This window comes from Candidatus Poriferisodalis sp. (assembly GCF_965214215.1).
Lineage (GTDB): Bacteria > Actinomycetota > Acidimicrobiia > Acidimicrobiales > Poriferisodalaceae > Poriferisodalis.
In genome coordinates this window covers 447,576-463,990 of the sequence record NZ_CBDCBD010000003.1, presented here as the reverse complement: position 1 = coordinate 463,990, position 16,415 = coordinate 447,576, and the positions used below count along the sequence as shown (strand labels likewise).

Here is a 16,415-nt window from a genome sequence, read left to right as displayed (position 1 = left end):
GGCCGCTGCGTCCGGCCTCTGGCCGCCGGATCAATATCTCGGCGCTGTGATGAGGGCACCCGCAGCCGGGGTTCGGCGATCGAGCGCGTCGGTGGCGAGCAGCACGGCCGCGGCGGTGTAGCTGGTGCATTCAGCGTCGGGGAAAGTCCTCGCCTTGGGCACGACCCAGCCGGTGTAGTAGCTGCCGTCGGCGTTTCGCATCGCCGAGGTGGCCTCGATGAGCCGGCGGGCGGCGGCGGCGTCACCGGTGCGCAAGTAGGCCAGCGCACACTCGCAGGTTTCCGCTGCGGTCACCCAGGACTGATCGGCCACGCAGCGCACGCCGTAGTTGCCGAGCAGGAACTTCGGTGCGCCCGCAGCCAAGTGGGACCGGGCCTGCGCGCCGTCGAGGGCGCCGCACAGCACCGGGTAGTACCAGTCCATCGCCCAGCGGTCCTTGGGCTCGAAGCCGTCGGGCTGGTGGCGGACCTGGTGCTCGGTGCGGGCCAGCGTGCGGGCCCATTCGGGCCGTTCCTGACCCATGAGGGCGGCCAGCGCCAGGCCACACCGCAGCGAGTGGACGATCGACGACGAGCCGGTCAGCAGCGCATAGGGCCACGGCGTGCCGTCGACGTGGACGGCCCACGGGATGTGCCCGCTGGCGGTGCGCAGGCTCACGACGAAGTCGAGCGCACGGGCCACGGTGGGCCACATCGATTCGGCGAAGCCCCGGTCGGCGGTGGCGAGCCAGTGGTGCCAGATGCCGGTGGCGACATAGGCGCAGCAGTTCGTGTCGACCTTGGCGTCCTTGATGGCGGAGGCCGTGTAGTAGTTGTGCCAGCTGCCGGCGGCGTGCTGGTTGGCGGCGAGCCAGTGATAGGCGGCTTCGGCCGCGCGATGGCGGCCCGCCGCTGCGAGCGCCATGGCGGCCTCGACATGATTCCACGGGTCGGCGTGGCCGCCGTCGAACCACAAGATGAGGCCGTCGGGCCGCTGGCACGCCTCGATGGCGTCGGCGGTTGCGGCGACCTGTCCGAGTGTGAGCAGTGGTGCAGTGCCGACGGCGAGCTGCGCGTGGTGGTTCTGTCCGGTGTCGGGTGGCGTTGTGCGCTGTTCGTGGTGGTCGCGCCCAGTGTCGGGTGCTGCGGCGAGGTCGGAGGGTGCGAATTCAGGCTGCATGTGCAGCTCCCACCGGTTCGGCGAGCGGCTGAGGCGTTTCGCTCGCTCGGGCCTTGTACGCGTACAGCACCGTCGACTTGGGCAGCACTGCGTTCAGCAGGCGGTCGAGCATGCGGGTCAGCGGCGGGGCCGCCGTCATGTCCCACACCAGCAGCCGGTGGTACGCCCGCACCAGCGGGTTGGTGTCGTTGCGGGGGCCGACCATGCAGCGCAGCCACCAGTACGGGGTGTGCAGGCCGTGGGCGCCATGGCTGTCGGAGACATCGAGGCCCGCCGCAGCCAGCTTCGCCCGCAGCTCAGCTGAGCTGTAGATGCGCACGTGGCCGTCGGGCACGGCGGGGGCGTGGTAGTCGGCCGACAGCGCCCAGCAGACTCGCTCGGCAGCGGCTGCCGGGACTGTCACCGCAATCGTGCCGCCGGGGCGCAGCACCCGTGACAGCTCGGCGATGGCCCGTTCGTCATTGACGATGTGCTCGAGCACTTCTGCAGCGATGATCCGGTCGAAGCTGGCATCGGGGTACGGCAGCGCAGTGGCGTCGGCAACGACCGCGTGGCTGATCGAATCCTGGCCGTCGATGCTGCCGCCCAGCGCGCCGGGTGCCGCTGAACTGCGATCGGGTGCGTCGGCGCACGCTTTCTCGGCGCTCGGGGCGTCGAATTCTCCCGCCTCGGCCATGGCAGCGAACATCTCCGTGACAGCCCGCAGCTCGTCAGCATCACGATCCGAAGCGACCGTGACACAGCCCCGCCGGACGCTCTCGAAGGCATGACGCCCTGCGCCGCACCCCAAGTCCAGCACCCGGTCGCCCCGCCGGGCCCCAAGACGCTCGTAGTCGACGGTCAGCATCAGCGTCCGACAAACGCCCTGATCGGCGACGTGCGGGCCGTCGTCCGCCGAGCCGGGGAATCGGCCAGCAGCGCCCGATACTGCTCCACGGTGTTGCGAGCCGTCGCCGCCCACGAGTAGTTCGCCTGCACCCGTGCCCGGCCCGCCGCGCCCACCGTCGAACGAAGATTGAGCTGGTCCAGCGCCCAGCCGATGCGAGCAGCCAGCGCTTCCGAATCGCCGGGCGGCACCTGCAGGCACGTCTCCCCGTCGGCGCCGGTCACCTCCGGCAGAGCGCCCCCGGTCGTCGCCACCAGTGGCACCCCGCATGACATCGCCTCGATGGCGGGCAGTGAGAACCCTTCGTACAGCGACGGCACCACCGCCAGCTCAGCCTCGTTGTACAGCTCGACGATCCGTTCATCAGCCACGCCGCTCACAAACTCGACGCTGCCGGCCAGGTCGAGCCGATCGATCAGCCGACTCGCCGTCGAATCGTCCTTCGGCCGCCCGATCACCACCAGGTGCAGCGAGGGGTCCTCGGTGCGCAGCTTCGCCAGCGCTTCGAGCAGGTAGGCGAGCCCCTTCATGGTCACGTCCGCACTGGCGGTGGTCATGAGCCGCCCCGGCACCGGCGCCACTTCAGGCAGCGACCGGAACAGGTTCGGGTCTACGCCGACCGTCACGATGTTCAGCCGGGCAGGGTCCACGCCGAGGTCGGCGACGATGTCGTCGAAGCTGTTGGTCGACACGGTCACGATCCGGTCAAGGCGCCGGGCCACCCGGTTCTGCATGCGGGTGAACGCATAAAAGCGCCGCATGGCGAGCCGCTTGCTCCGGTTCGGCGCATGGGCGATCTCGAGGCGGCGGTCGACGGTGATGGGGTGATGAACGGTGCCCAGGACGGGCATGCCCGCCCGTCGCAGCCAGTCGATGCCGTAGCCCAGGCACTGGTTGTCGTGCACGAGGTCAAAATCCTCGAGCCGACTGCGGAGCGACTGGAAGGCCCGCAGGCTGAACGTGAGCGGCTCGGCGAACGAGGCCGTGCAGGTGATCGCCCACTCCGCCACGTCGATCGGCGAGCGAAATTCGGCCAGCTTGGGCACCCGGAACGGGTCGGGCATGCGGTACAGGTCCAAGCTGGGCAGCTCGGTCAGCTTGATGCCCTCGTCGAGGTGCGGGTAAGGCGGCCCGCTGAACACCTCGACGCTGTGGCCGAGGGCTGCGAGTTCCCGGGCGAGGTGGCGGACGTAGATTCCCTGGCCGCCGACCCAGGGGTGGCCGCGGTAGGTCAGCAGCGCGATTCGCAGCGGCGGCCCGGTGTCATCAGGGGCAGTGTCGGCGGGGGCACTGTCGGCTGGCCCGCCAGAGAGCTGCGCGTCGGCCCGCCAGTCGCTGGGCTGCATGTCTGCTGGCCCGGGGTCGGGACCCATCGCAGCCTCCGTCGGAAAGCGAGAACCCGGCGAGCGAAAGCCCGGCATAGCCGGATCGAGCAGGCAGGCTCGTCAAGGTCGCGTGAGGCTACTGGCTGACCTGCTCCCCGAATGCCGCGTAGGACTCTCTTGTCACGCGAGTACGCTGCGAAACAACGGTTGACTGCGAGGAGTCCGCAGGGTGAGCGACACGCAGCTCGGCGCTTTGCTGGAAGTCATGCCGGAAATCGCAGCAGCCGTCAACGATTTTCAGTCAGAGTCCGTCCAGCGCGACGCGTTCCGGGCGCTGGTCGACGTTGCGGGATTCGATGTCTCATGCATCGACTGGAATGAGGCCGGGATGTCGAAGGCGCTGCTCGAAGGACTTCTCGGCCATGTCGGTTTCGGGGAAGTCATGGACAAGCTGGCTGCTCTTGAGTCGGCTTCGCTCTCCTCGCTGCCCGATCAGGCGCATCGGCAGGATGGCTGCACCCCTGAGGAGCTGCGCGGCATGGCCCAGCGGGCCGGCCGCGGCGAGCCAGTCAGCCTCGCATAACACTGAGCTGCGCGGCATGGCCCAGCGGGCCGGCCGCGGCGAGCCAGTCAGCCTCGCATAACACAGCGGCTGGCCCTGGTGGACCTTCGAGAATTGTGAGTTCGGCTCGCGCCGGTACCGTTCGCAACCCATGGCTGACACTCCTGAGGTTGCCGCGGCGCACGCTGGAGCGCTGCCGACGGATCATCCCGCTCACCGAATGAGCGCCAGTCCGTACTTGCGTGCGGCGCGCTGCCAGCCGACCGAGCGGGTGCCGGTGTGGTTCCAGCGCCAGGCCGGTCGCTCGCTGCCGGAGTACCGGGCGCTGCGCGGCGAGGGCAGCATTCTCGACGCCATCGCCGACCCGGCCACCGCAGCAGAGATCACACTGCAGCCGGTTCGGCGCTACGGCGTCGATGCGGCAGTGCTGTTCTCCGACATCGTGGTGCCCGCGGCAGCAGTGGGCTTCGGGATCGATGTGGTGCCCGGCGTGGGTCCGGTAGCCGCCGAACCGCTGCGCAGCCGCGCCGACCTCGACCGCTTGCCAGTGCTGGACGCCGAGGCCCACACCCCCTACGTGCTCGAGACGGTGCGCCTGCTGGCAGCCGAGCTCGACGTGCCGCTCGTCGGGTTCGCCGGGGCGCCGTTCACCGTGGCGAGCTACCTAATCGAGGGCCGCCCGTCTCGCCAGCACGAGATCACCAAGGCGCTGATGCACACCGACGCGGCGCTGTGGCACGATCTCATGGAGCGTCTGGCCGCGATTGCGGTGGCATCCATGCGCTCGCAGGTGCTCGCCGGTGCCAGCGCGCTGCAGCTGTTCGACTCGTGGGCGGGCACGCTGTCGCCGGCGGACTATGCCGCATTCGTGGCGCCGCACAGCAAGCGGGTTTTCGACGAGCTGGCCGACCTCGGCGTGCCACGGGCGCATTTCGGCGTCGGCACCGGCGAGCTGCTCGACCAGATGGCCCAAGTAGGGGCCGATGTGGTGGGCGTGGACTGGCGGGTGCCGCTCAGCGCAGCTCGCCAGCGAGTGGGTGCCGGCGTTGCGCTGCAGGGAAACCTAGATCCGGTGCTGTGCCTGGCCGGATGGTCCGCCGTGCGCACCGCGGCCGACCGCATCTTGGCCGAGGGCACCCAGCAGCCCGGCTACATCTTCAACCTGGGCCACGGCGTGCTGCCCGCCACCGATCCCGCAGTGCTCGAGCAGCTGACCGACTATGTGCACGCGTACGAGCCGACGTACGCGGGTCAGCACGAGTGAACGAGCCGAGAGACTATGTCATGGCGCCCAGTCGTCATGTTGATGTGTAGTCATGGCACCTAACCGAGTCATCGTCGTCGGTGGCGGCATATCGGGGCTGACTGCTGCGTACCGCCTGCTGCATCCCGCTGACGCGGCGACTGCGGTGCCCCGGGTGGTGCTGATCGACAGCGCCGAACGCTTGGGCGGCAAGATTCTCTCGACGCCATTCGAAGGCCGCCCCGTCGACGAAGGTGCTGATGCTTTCTTGCTGCGAGTGCCGTGGGCGATCGAGCTCTGCGACGAGCTGGGCATCTCGACCGAACGCATCTCACCGGCGGTCGGAGGTGCCTCGGTGGCACATCCGGGCACGCCCGGGCCGGAGCTCACGCCCCTTCCCGATGGGCTGGTGGGCGGCGTGCCGACTCGGCTCGGCCCGCTCATCCGCTCCCCGTTGCTGGGCCCGGCGGGCACGCTGCGCGCCGCAGCCGACTATGTCCTGCCGCGCCGGTTTACGGCGCGCCGATTGCACCGCGATGCGATCGACCGGCTAGACGCGGCAGCGGCTGCCGCCAGTGCGTCCGGCACCGTGCGAGTTCGGCCGAGTCCCCTCACTGTGGGCGACATCGTTCGGTGCCGGCTCGGAGCGGCCGTGGCGTCGCAGGTGGTCGACCCGCTACTCGGCAGCATCAGCGCAGGCGACATCAACCGGCTCGACGCGGCGACGTCGGCACCCATGCTGAGCGAAGCACTCGGACGCAGTCGCTCGCTCATGCGGGGACTGCGCCGGATGCAGCCGGCCCCAGTCGCACGTGCTTCGGGCAAGTCGGGCCCCGCACCGATCTTCGGCAGCTTCGAAGGCGGGATGGGTCGGCTGGCCCAGGCCCTGATGGAGCGGCTGGATGGGTGCATCCTTCGGCTGGGCACCCCGGTGCAAGCCATCCGGCGCCCCGGAACGCGGTTCGCCGTGCACACCGGGTCTGAGGCGCTCGACGCAGATGCGGTGATCATTGCTGCACCCGCACATGCGGCGGCTCAGATGCTGCCCGCCGCGCCCGACACTGCCGCTGCGCTCGGACTCATCAAGTACGCGTCGGTTGCCGTAGTGACGCTCAGCGTGCGCCCCGATGCCATCGATGCGCCGACCGAGGCCGGCTTCCTGGTCACCCGGGACACCGGCTTGCTGGCCACGGCCTGCAGTTACGGGTCGGCGAAGTGGCCGCAGTGGTCCGGCGGCGACCGCAGCGACAGCGCCGACGCCGGCCCCGCCCACGCGGTTCTGCGCATCTCGGTCGGCCGGGATGACGACGACCGCCACACGCGCCTCGACGACCGCGAGCTCACCGAGACTGTGACCGAAGAGCTGTCGAGCCTTCCGCCGCTGCGGGGCCTGCGCGAACCCGACGCGGTCACTGCGTGGCGGGTCTCGCGCTGGCCGCAGTCTCTGCCGCAGTACCGGCCCGGACACGGTCATCTCGTCGATCGGATCTCCGAGGTACTCGCTCGCGAGATGCCTGGCGTGTTCGTTGCCGGTGCCGCCTACCGGGGACTTGGCATCCCGGCATGCATCCGGCAGGGCAACGAAGCCGCAGCAGCGGTCGTGCGGCACCTCGGCTCGGACCGGGCATCTAGCTCGCCGTGAGTCGAGCCGGCGTCGCCGATCGGCTGCTGTGCGACGGTCGAATCGTCGCCACGCCGTCGCCGTGAATCGACCGGTGAGGTCTCGCCGGCTGCTGCGCGACGGCCTTGCGCTCATGCTCGGGGCGCTCACGATGCTGTCGCTGCCGCCGTGGGGGCTGTGGCCGCTCGGCCCGATCGGTCTGGGGCTGTGGCTGCGTTTCTGCCATCGCGGCGCAGAGCGCTGGCGCGACCGTTTCGAAGTGGGCATCGCCTTCTGGCTGGGCGCGTACGTGCTCGGGCTGTTCTGGATGACTGAGCTGACCGTGCCGGGCTGGATCGCGGCCGTGCCTGTCGAGTCGCTCATCATGGCGCTGCCGCTGTCGCTCATCTCCGCTGGCGCCCGCTGGCGCTCAGTCGGCATTCCCGCTGCCCTGGTGGCGGGCGAGGCCGTTCGCTGGGCCATCCCGTTCGGCGGCGTGCCGATGTCCAACCTTGCGCTCGGCCAAGTCGACGGGCCATGGCTGGGCGCAGCAGTCTTGGCCGGGCCGCTGGGAGTGATTGCGCTCGTGGGCGCGGGCGCTGTCATCGTCGAAGGGCTCTGCGCGCGCGAATGGAGCGCGGTCTCATGGCCTGCGCTCTTCGCCATCGGCGTCCCCATCGCGGCGCTGGCCTGGCCCGCCACCGCCATCGACGGCACCATTACCGCAGCCGTTGTCCAAGCGGGCGGCGAACTCGGCACCAACGTCGATACACCCCAGCGCAGCGTGCGCCTCCGGCACCTGGAGGCCACCGGCGCCTGGCAGGGCGACGCCGACCTCATGGTGTGGAGCGAGAGCAGCACGTCCAGCGACGCACCGCTCGAGGATTCGGGCCGTCTCGCCGAGCTGGAATCGCTGGCGGAGCGGCGCGACCTAGTCCTGATCGCCAACTTCTACGAGCGTGCCGCCGATGCCGAGCGCTTCCGCAACACCACAGTTGCGATCAACCCTGACGGGGGGCTGTCTGGCCGCTACGACAAGGCCCACCTCGTGCCGTTCGGCGAGTATGTGCCGCTGCGCAGCGTGGTGGAGCCCTTCGCTGATCTGTCGCTGATCTCCCGGGAAGCCATCGCTGGCGAGGGGCCCGGACTGCTGGCGACCTCGCTGGGCGACATCGCCGTCGTGACGTCCTTCGAGGTGTACTTCGCCGACCTCGTGCGCGACGGCGTGCGAGCCGGCGGTCGCATCATCGCCAATCCCACCCTGGCGTCGTCGTACAGCACATCCGCGGTACCCGCCCAGTCGCTCGCCAGCGCACGGCTGCGCGCCGTCGAGACAGGACGCTGGGTGCTGCAGTCGTCCACCACCGGCTACAGCGCCATCGTGTCGCCCGACGGCGATATCGCCCGCCGCAGCGAGCTGCGCGAAGCCGTCGTGTTGAGTGCCGATGTCGACCTCCGTTCGGGATCCACCCCGGCGACGGTGTTGGGATCGTGGCCCCTGATCGTGCTGGCTGCCGCCGTGCTGGGCGGGCATGCGTTGCTTTGGCTGCGGGTGCGCCGCGAGTAGCCTTGATCAGCCTCAAAACGGTGACGGGCCAAGCGTGAGCCATCCGGAAATTCAGGCAGAACAAGCTCATATTGACCGCGCGTACGCGTTGCTGGAGTCGTCCAGGCAGCGGGCGAGGCGGTTGCGAGAGATGGTCGAGGTGGGCCGCGGCGGCACCCGGCAGGCCAGATTCGAACGCGATGTGATCGAAGATGCCGTGGCTGGGCGTCTGAGCCAGCTCGAGCTCGGCTCGTCGTCGCTGGTGTTCGGCCGCATCGACCGCGCAGCGAAGACGAACTCAGTGACGTCGAACTCAGTGACGTCCAACACAGCGAAGACAAGCGCCGACGCGCAGGTGCCGGACGCCACCGGCCCCAGCGAGACCTTCTACATCGGCCGGCTCGCTGTCGCAGACGAGCGGCAGGAACCCGTCGTAGTTGACTGGCGAGCCCCGATCGCGGAGCCGTTCTTCCGGGCTACGGGCGGCAACCCGCTGGGATTGCTGCGCCGGCGGCACTTCGTGTGCCGCGGCCGGATCCTGTCGGACCTCGAAGACGAGATCTTCGACCTCGATGCGCTCGACGGCGCCTCCGCCAACGGCGACCGCCCCCAGCTCGTCGCTCACGGGGCGCTGTACGCCGCGCTCACCCAGCGTCGCGACGGCCAGCTGCGCCAGGTGGTGGCCACCATCCAGGCCGAGCAGGACGAGATCATCCGCAGCCCCCGCAAGGGCATCCTGGTGTGCCAGGGCGGTCCCGGCACCGGCAAGACCATCGTGGCGCTGCACCGTGCTGCCTACCTGCTGTACACGTACCGGTTCCCGCTGTCCGGCCAGGGCGTGCTCGTTATCGGCCCCAACCGATTGTTCCTGCGCTACGTCGAGCGCGTCCTGCCCAGCCTGGGCGAGGCCGGCGTGCACCTGTTCGTGCTCGCCGACCTGTTCAACGAGATCTTCCCCGAGGTGCGCATCCGCCTGGCCGACGCGCCCGACGTGGCTCGCATCAAGGGCGATGCCGCCATGTCGCAGGTCATCTCGAATGCGGTGCGGGATCGCCAGCGCCCCCTGCGCAGCGATCTGCGGCTCGACTTCGGCCTGGGTTATGTCACCTTGGCTGCGAGCACGTCGCGCGCCATCGTGGCCGAGGCTCGCCGGCGTTTCCGCCATCACAACGCCGGCCGCTCCTATGTGGAGCAGGCGGTCTATTCGGCCATGTCGGCCTCGCACCGGCGCCGACCCGACCCGTCCAAGCTGCGCGAGCGCTTCGCTCGCCATCCCGACGTCATGGCGGCGTTCGAACGCATGTGGCCGCTGCTGACCCCCGCCCAGCTGCTGCGCGACCTCTACGGCTCACGCGCGCTGCTGCGGTCTGCGGCTGCCGGAACGCTGAACGAGGCCGAGTGGGAACACCTGTGGCGCGCCCGGGAGGACAGCGAGGACGACTACGAGTGGAGCGACGCCGACGTGCCGCTGCTCGACGAGGCATATGCCGTGCTGGGCCCTCGGTCTCGCTCGCGTAAGCGACGCAGCGACACCGAGGTGCGCACCTACGGCCACATCGTGGTCGACGAATGCCAGGACCAGCCGCCGATGGCGCTGCGCATGATCGCCAGACGGTCGCTCAACGGCTCGATGACGCTGGTGGGCGACATCGCCCAGGCGACATCTGCGCATGCCCCGTCGAACTGGCAGGAGATTCTGGACCACCTGCCGTCGGGGCCGGCGGAGCCGCGGCTGTCCGATCTGACGCTGAGCTATCGCATCCCCCAACCCAGCCTCGAACTCGCCAACCAGGTGCTCGCCGCGGCAGCGCCCGGCCTGGCCCCGCCTGCTGCGGTGCGCATCGAAGGCACGCCGCCGCGCTTCGTGTCAGCGCAAGCCGGTGCAGAGGCTGAGCCTTCGGGCGAAGCCGTGGCCCGAGCGGCCCGTGAGCCCGAGTCGAATGAGGACGGGGAACAAGAGCGGGAAGAGATGGTTGCCACGAACGGGTCTGACGTTGAGCGCTCCCTGCTGGCTCAGGCAGTGCTCGAGACGGTGACGACTGAGTCAGCGGCGCTCGATGGCGGGAACATGTTGGTGGTGTCGCCACTGCACCATATGGACGACATAGCGGCGCTGCTGGAAGATGCTGGCGTGGATTTCGGGCGGGCCACTGCTGCGAGCCGCAACGCCACCGGTGCGCTGCACCCCCACGTGACCCTGACGCCGGTGCGGCTATGCAAGGGCCTCGAGACCGACGGCGTGGTGGTCGTGGAGCCTGCCGACATGGTCGATGAGGAGCCTCAAGGGCTGCGGGCGTTGTATGTGGCGCTGACACGGGCGACCAAGCGTGTCGCGGTGGTGTCGTCGCGGCCGCTGCCCGAACCGCTCCGCTCGGCGGTTGCATCATGCGGTGCCGAGTCGTGCAACACTGGCCGCGCTGCCGCACACGCCGATGCGGTCGAAGAAAGCTCGGGAGATGCACATGGCTGATGTCACGGTGACAGTTCTGAACAACGGACCGCTGCTGGTCCGTGGTTTGTGTCAAATCGACGACCACGAGGGGAACACGGTTGCCGACAGCGACTCGGTCGTGGCGCTGTGTCGTTGCGGCGACTCGAACACCAAGCCGATGTGCGACGGCAGCCACAACCAGGGATTCGACGGAACGCTGAACCCGCCTAGCTAGAGATCTGGGCCCGCGGGCCCGCGCCCGCTGCGGAGGCGGCGGGTGTGACACCTGGGTTGTAGTAATGGCATTCGATGGCTGGTGCTATTGCTGACAGCGGTGCTTCTGGGCGGGTGCATCCGGTGCTCGGTGCGTTTTCCGCGCCTACTTCGGCTTGGTTTTCTTCTACGTTTGCCGAGCCGACCCAGTGCCAGGTCTCGGGTTGGGACACCATCTCGCAAGGCAGTCACTGCCTGATTGCGGCGCCTACTGGGTCTGGCAAGACGCTGGCTGCGTTCTTGTGGGCGATCGATCGGGTCATGTCCGAGCCCGAGCCGCCACGGCCCGAGCGCACCCGGGTGCTGTACCTGTCGCCGCTGCGGGCGCTGGCGGTCGATATCGACAAGAACCTGCGGGCTCCGCTGACGGGCATCGGCCTGGCCGCCGAGCGGCTCGGCGCCGACGTCCACATGCCGACGGTGGGTGTGCGCACCGGCGACACGAGCGCCGCTGAGCGGCGGCGGCTGGTCACCCGGCCGCCCGATATCGCCATCACCACGCCCGAGTCGCTGTACCTCATGCTGACCTCGCAGGCCCGAGAGACCCTGCGCTGGGTGCGGTGGGTCATCGTCGATGAGATCCACTCGGTGGCTGCCACCAAGCGGGGCACGCACCTGGCGCTGTCGCTGGAGCGGCTGTGCGAGCTGACCGCCACGAAGGGCGGGTCGCCTCAGCGGATCGGACTGTCGGCCACCCAGCGACCGCTGTCGGAGGTGGCCCGGTTCCTCGGCGGCAACGATCCCCACCAGCCGGCTTCGCGCCATGTCGAGATCACCGATGCGGGCATGACCAAGCAGCTCGAGGTGGAGGTCATCGTCGGTGTCTCCGACATGGGTGATCTGGCGGCTGCGAGTGCCGGAGCTGCGCCGAATGGCACCGTGCGCGTCGATCACGACGACGACTTCGCGCTCGAATCGTCGCCGCCCACGCTGCGGGACGTAACAGCGCCGTCGGACACAGCGTCGGACACTGTGTCGTCGGACACAGCGTCGGACACTGTGTCGCCGGACGAGGCGTCGCCGCAATCAACGCCGGCTCCCGAGACTCACTCCAACAGCATCTGGCCTGCCATTCATCCGCGATTGCTCGAGCTCGTGTATGCGCACCGGTCCACGATTATCTTTACGAATGCGCGCCGGCTAGCCGAACGGTTGGCTTCACGACTGAATGAACTGCATCTCGACGGGCTGAACCGTGCTGCGGAGGCCGAGGGCACTTCGCCGCCGGAGGGTGCTGAGCTGGTGCGGGCTCATCACGGCTCGCTCAGCCGCGAGCAGCGGCTGGGAATCGAGGACGATCTGAAGGCGGGCCGGGTGCGCGCCATCGTGGCCACCTCGTCGCTGGAGCTGGGAATCGACATGGGCGCGGTGGATCTGGTGATCCAGGTGGCCTCGCCCCCGTCGGTGGCGGCGGGAATGCAGCGCATCGGCCGGGCGGGCCATCAGGTCGGCGAGCCGAGCGTGGGCAAGATCTTCCCCCGCCACCGGGGCGACCTGGTTGAGGCCGCGGTGGTGGCGCAGCGGATGGGAACGGGCGAGATCGAGTCGATCCGCTTCCCGCGCCAGCCACTCGATGTACTGGCTCAGCAGGTCGTTGCGATGGTGGCGGTCGATGACTGGTCGGTGCCCGACATGCTCGCTGTTCTGCGCCGAGCCGCTCCCTACGAGCAGCTCAGTGAAGAGGTGTTCTCGTCGGTGCTCGACCTGCTGGCGGGCCGATACCCGTCCGAGGAATTCCGCGAGCTGCGGCCGCGCATCGTGTGGGATCGCACCACCGGGATGCTGCGCGCCCGGCAGGGCGCTGGCCGGTTGGCGGTCACCAACGCCGGCACCATTCCCGACCGGGGCCTGTACGCGGTGTTCACCACCGACGGGTCGCGTGTCGGCGAGCTCGACGAGGAGATGGTGTACGAGGCCCGGGTGGGCGAAACATTCCTGCTGGGGGCGTCGACGTGGCGGATCGCCGAGATCACCTTCGACCGGGTCGTCGTCACGCCCGCTCCGGGCGAGCCGGGCAAGATGCCGTTCTGGCACGGCGACGGGCCCGGTCGACCGCTCGAGCTGGGCCGAGCGGTCGGGGCCTTCATACGCACGGTCGGCGACGAGATTCCTGCCGACCTCGAATCCCACCTGATGCAGCTCGATGCCGAAGCGGAGCGGGCCGCCGTAGCGGCTCGGCGCGGCGATCAGACATCTCCGGGCAACGGCGCACGGCCGAGCCGGACGGCTTCACGAGCCGCAGAGCCGACCGCTCGTCTCGTCGAGCGGCTGCAGCAGGAGAACTGTCTCGACCGTGCTGCCGCGGTGAACGTGCTGCGTTACCTGGAGGCGCAGCGGGTGGCGACCGGTGTGGTGCCCGACGACCGCACGATCGTGGTGGAGCGCTTCCGTGACGAGATCGGCGATTGGCGCATCTGCATCCTCACGCCGTTCGGCGCGCGGGTGCATGCGCCGTGGGGCATCGCGCTGCAGGCCAAGCTGGCCGAGCAAGCCGCTGGTTCCGCGGGAGCGCTTGCCGACGGCATGGGCGGCGTCGAGCTGTTGTGGAGCGACGACGGCATCGTGCTGCGGCTGCCCGATGTCTGGTCGCCCGACGACCTCGACGGCCAAGGCACTGGCGATAACGGGTCTGCCTGGAGCTCGCCGGGTGCGGGCGCCGCGCCCGTGCTGGATGCGACGGACCTGGCGCTCGATCCCGACGAGGTACGCGAGGCCATCGTGAGCCATCTGCCCTCGACGGCGTTGTTCGCGTCTCGCTTCCGGGAAGTCGCGGGCCGGGCGCTGTTGCTGCCTCGCCGCCGTCCCGGAGAGCGGGTCCCGCTGTGGCAGCAGCGCCAGCGCTCCGCGGGCTTGCTGGAGGTTGCGGCCAAGTACCCGAGCTTCCCGATGCTGCTTGAAACCTCCCGGGAGTGCCTGCAAGAGGTGTTCGACGTGCCGGCGCTGACCGAGGTGCTGTCCGATGTCAGGTCCCGCAAGATCCGCATGGTCACTGTCGACACTGACGGCGCCTCGCCGATGGCCCAGAGCCTGCTGTTCGACTGGATCTCGGTGTTCATGTACGGCGGCGACGCGCCGCTGGCCGAACGCCGAGCTGCGGCGCTGGCGCTCGACCGCGACCTGCTGGCCGACCTGCTCGGCGCCGAAGAATTGCGGGAACTGCTCGATGCGGAGGTGCTCGCGACCCTTGAGCTGGAGTTGCAGCGCCTGGCCGACGGGCGCCGGGCCCGCAGCCCAGACGAGCTCGCCGATGTGTTGAGCCGCGTCGGCGACCTCACGTCCGAAGAGTTGTCGTACAGGTGCGAACCGAGTTCCCCGCTGCCCTCGCCGCACGAGCACGACGCTGCCGAGCCGGTCGAGTCTGCTCACGCCGGCGCTGCTGCCGCGGTCTCCGAGCGGTATTCGTCGTTCGGCGGGCAGGGGTCGGCGGGACCTCCCGCAATAGATGGAATGCAGCCCGTTCCGTCGCCTGACGCGTTGTCCGGGGAGGGCTGGCTCGCCGATCTGCTCATGCAGCGTCGTGCCGTCGAGCTTCGCATCGCAGGCGAGACTCGGTACGTGGCGGTGGAGGACGCCGCTCGGTACCGCGACGCGTTGGGGTGCGCATTGCCCGTGGGTCTGCCCGCCGCGCTGACCGTCGACGTGCTGCCGCCCGGCACCGACCCGCTCGACGAACTGGTGGCTCGCTTCGCGGCCACGCACGTGCCCTTCGAGGCGGAATCCATCGCGCAGCGGCTAGGCATCGGTGAGGCTCGGGTCACTGCGTCGCTCAACCGCCTCGAAACGGCACGCCGGGTCACTCGGGGGGCGTTCCGGCCCGACGGCACCGGCACCGAATGGTGCGACACGTCGGTGCTGCGAACGGTGCGGCGTCGCTCGCTGGCGCGGCTGCGCCACGAAGTGGAGCCAGTGCCGCCCGAGGCATACGCCCGCTTCGTGGCGGCCTGGCACAGCGTCGACCGGCCGCGACGGGGTGCCGACGCGCTGGCAGACGCCATAACTCAGCTTGCGGGCGCGCCCGTGGCGGCCTCGATCCTGGAATCCGATGTGCTGCCGGCACGCGCGGCTCGCTACAGCGGGGCCGATCTGGACGCGCTGTTGGCCAGCGGCGAGCTGGTGTGGATCGGCGCGGGCTCGCTTGGCCCCAACGACGGGCGCGTCCGCCTCTACTGGCGTGACGAAGTCGCCACCTTGGCACCGCCGCCCGCTGACGAGCCCGACGATCCCTTGGCCGCAGCAATCCTGGGCCACCTCGGCGAGCGGGGCGCCGCCTTCTGGCCCGACTTGCTCAACGCCGCTGCTCTTGGGACTCGCGAGCACGATTCGGAGGGCCGGCACGCGCAGCAATCGCCGCTGGGCCAAGGTGCCGAGGCTTTGGAGCTTCGCCAGCACGCTTCAGAGGGCTTGCCGAGCGCGCCGCCCACCTCAGTCGCGACCAACACAGATTTCTCCGCCCGCGTGCTCGCAGCGCTGTGGGACCTGGTGTGGGCGGGACTCGTTGCCAATGACACCTTCGCCCCGCTGCGAACCCTGGGCCCGCGCCGCACGGCTCGGCGCTCGCGCAGCCCAGCCAGCCGATCCTCCGGTGGTACTGGCAGAGCCCCAGGCGTCGGGCGCCAGAACGCTCGCCAAGGCCGTTCGGGTGTGCTCACCCGCTCAGGCCCGGGGCGCCGCCCGCGCCCGGGCCGTCTGCGCTCGGGCGGTCCGCCCAGCGCAGCGGGCCGCTGGTCGCTGACCTCGCTGCTGCGCGAGCCTGCGCCTTCGCCCACCGAGCGTGCCCACGGCTCTGCACAAGCGCTGCTCGAACGCCACGGCATCGTCACCCGCCCCGGCGTGCTGGCCGAGGGCCACCCAGGCGGGTTCGCTGCGGCCTACGGCATCCTGCGTGCGCTCGAGGAGCGCGGCAGTGTGAGACGGGGCCACTTCGTGGAAGGGCTCGGCGCTGCACAGTTCGCCACCGCTGCCGCAGTGGAGCGTCTGCGGGATCACCGCGAGGGCGCAGGCAACGTGCTGATGCTCGGAGCGGCCGATCCGGCCCAGCCATACGGCGCCGCGCTCAGCTGGCCGCCCAGTGGAGGGCGGCCCAGCCGCACAGCAGGCGGCCATGTGGTGCTCGCCGACGGCGTTCCGCTCGTGATGGCAGACCGCGGCGGCCGCACCCTGCACACGTTCGAGCACGCCGCCACCGACCTGCGCTGGATCGACGCGCTGCGCCAGGCACTCGCCGACGGCCGTCTCGCCAAGGTCGAGCTGGCCCGCATCGACGCCACCCCCGCAGCGGAGCACCCAATTCACGACACCCTCATAGAGAACGGCTTAACCCCCGGCTACCGAGGCCCCACACTCCGCCCCTGATCGTCCAATACGAGTAGTCCTCGCTCCTCGAGCTGGGCG

Annotated in this window: 10 protein-coding genes; 7 read left to right on the top strand and 3 right to left on the bottom strand. The window is 69.8% G+C overall.

Going from position 1 to position 16,415, the window contains the following annotated elements:
- Positions 1-30: 30 nt before the first annotated feature.
- From ACOOF5_RS04640 to ACOOF5_RS04630, 3 genes are read right to left on the bottom strand one after another with little or no spacing between them, the layout of a single operon-like run.
- Complete coding sequence (locus ACOOF5_RS04640; RefSeq protein ID WP_420437094.1) at positions 31-1,158, bottom strand: prenyltransferase; 1,128 nt, start codon at positions 1,156-1,158, stop codon at positions 31-33.
- Positions 1,148-2,005: a methyltransferase domain-containing protein gene (locus ACOOF5_RS04635; RefSeq protein WP_420437092.1), complete on the bottom strand. Its 858-nt coding sequence runs from the start codon at positions 2,003-2,005 to the stop codon at positions 1,148-1,150. The genes ACOOF5_RS04640 and ACOOF5_RS04635 overlap by 11 nt, the downstream gene beginning before the upstream one ends.
- Positions 2,005-3,417 carry a glycosyltransferase family 4 protein gene (locus tag ACOOF5_RS04630; RefSeq protein WP_420437090.1) on the bottom strand — a complete coding sequence of 471 codons (1,413 nt, stop codon included), beginning with the start codon at positions 3,415-3,417 and terminating at the stop codon, positions 2,005-2,007. The genes ACOOF5_RS04635 and ACOOF5_RS04630 overlap by 1 nt, the downstream gene beginning before the upstream one ends.
- Positions 3,418-3,598: 181 nt before the next feature.
- Here ACOOF5_RS04630 and ACOOF5_RS04625 point away from each other — a divergent pair, with 181 nt between their 5' ends.
- From ACOOF5_RS04625 to ACOOF5_RS04595, 7 genes are all read left to right on the top strand, one after another.
- The gene (locus ACOOF5_RS04625) at positions 3,599-3,952 is read left to right on the top strand and encodes a hypothetical protein (RefSeq protein ID WP_420437088.1); all 354 of its coding nucleotides are present in this window, start codon (positions 3,599-3,601) and stop codon (positions 3,950-3,952) included.
- Positions 3,953-4,082: 130 nt separating this feature from the next.
- A complete protein-coding gene (hemE, locus tag ACOOF5_RS04620; RefSeq protein WP_420437086.1) occupies positions 4,083-5,195 on the top strand; it encodes a uroporphyrinogen decarboxylase in 1,113 nt (370 codons plus the stop codon).
- A 52-nt stretch (positions 5,196-5,247) separates the two neighbouring features.
- Positions 5,248-6,816 carry a protoporphyrinogen oxidase gene (gene hemG / locus ACOOF5_RS04615; protein ID WP_420437084.1) on the top strand — a complete coding sequence of 523 codons (1,569 nt, stop codon included), beginning with the start codon at positions 5,248-5,250 and terminating at the stop codon, positions 6,814-6,816.
- Between the two features lie 61 nt (positions 6,817-6,877).
- Positions 6,878-8,341, top strand: coding sequence for an apolipoprotein N-acyltransferase (gene lnt / locus ACOOF5_RS04610; RefSeq protein WP_420437082.1), 1,464 nt, complete (start codon positions 6,878-6,880; stop codon positions 8,339-8,341).
- A gap of 130 nt (positions 8,342-8,471) precedes the next feature.
- A complete protein-coding gene (locus ACOOF5_RS04605; RefSeq protein ID WP_420437080.1) occupies positions 8,472-10,790 on the top strand; it encodes a HelD family protein in 2,319 nt (772 codons plus the stop codon).
- On the top strand, positions 10,783-10,986 hold the full coding sequence (locus ACOOF5_RS04600; RefSeq protein WP_420437078.1) for a CDGSH iron-sulfur domain-containing protein: 204 nt from the start codon (positions 10,783-10,785) through the stop codon (positions 10,984-10,986). Before ACOOF5_RS04605 ends, ACOOF5_RS04600 begins: the two co-directional genes overlap by 8 nt.
- A gap of 74 nt (positions 10,987-11,060) precedes the next feature.
- Entirely contained in the window at positions 11,061-16,376 is a 5,316-nt protein-coding gene (locus ACOOF5_RS04595; protein WP_420437076.1) for an Lhr family helicase, read from the top strand.
- Positions 16,377-16,415 lie beyond the last annotated feature (39 nt).

Bases quoted from the DNA above. Each gene is read 5' to 3' on its own strand.
- ACOOF5_RS04640 (WP_420437094.1), bottom strand. From the start codon at position 1,158: ATGCAGCCTGAATTCGCACCCTCCGACCTCGCCGCAGCACCCGACACT.
- ACOOF5_RS04635 (WP_420437092.1), bottom strand. From the start codon at position 2,005: ATGCTGACCGTCGACTACGAGCGTCTTGGGGCCCGGCGGGGCGACCGG.
- ACOOF5_RS04630 (WP_420437090.1), bottom strand. From the start codon at position 3,417: ATGGGTCCCGACCCCGGGCCAGCAGACATGCAGCCCAGCGACTGGCGG.
- hemE (WP_420437086.1), top strand. From the start codon at position 4,083: ATGGCTGACACTCCTGAGGTTGCCGCGGCGCACGCTGGAGCGCTGCCG.
- hemG (WP_420437084.1), top strand. From the start codon at position 5,248: ATGGCACCTAACCGAGTCATCGTCGTCGGTGGCGGCATATCGGGGCTG.
- ACOOF5_RS04605 (WP_420437080.1), top strand. From the start codon at position 8,472: ATGGTCGAGGTGGGCCGCGGCGGCACCCGGCAGGCCAGATTCGAACGC.
- ACOOF5_RS04600 (WP_420437078.1), top strand. From the start codon at position 10,783: ATGGCTGATGTCACGGTGACAGTTCTGAACAACGGACCGCTGCTGGTC.
- ACOOF5_RS04595 (WP_420437076.1), top strand. From the start codon at position 11,061: ATGGCTGGTGCTATTGCTGACAGCGGTGCTTCTGGGCGGGTGCATCCG.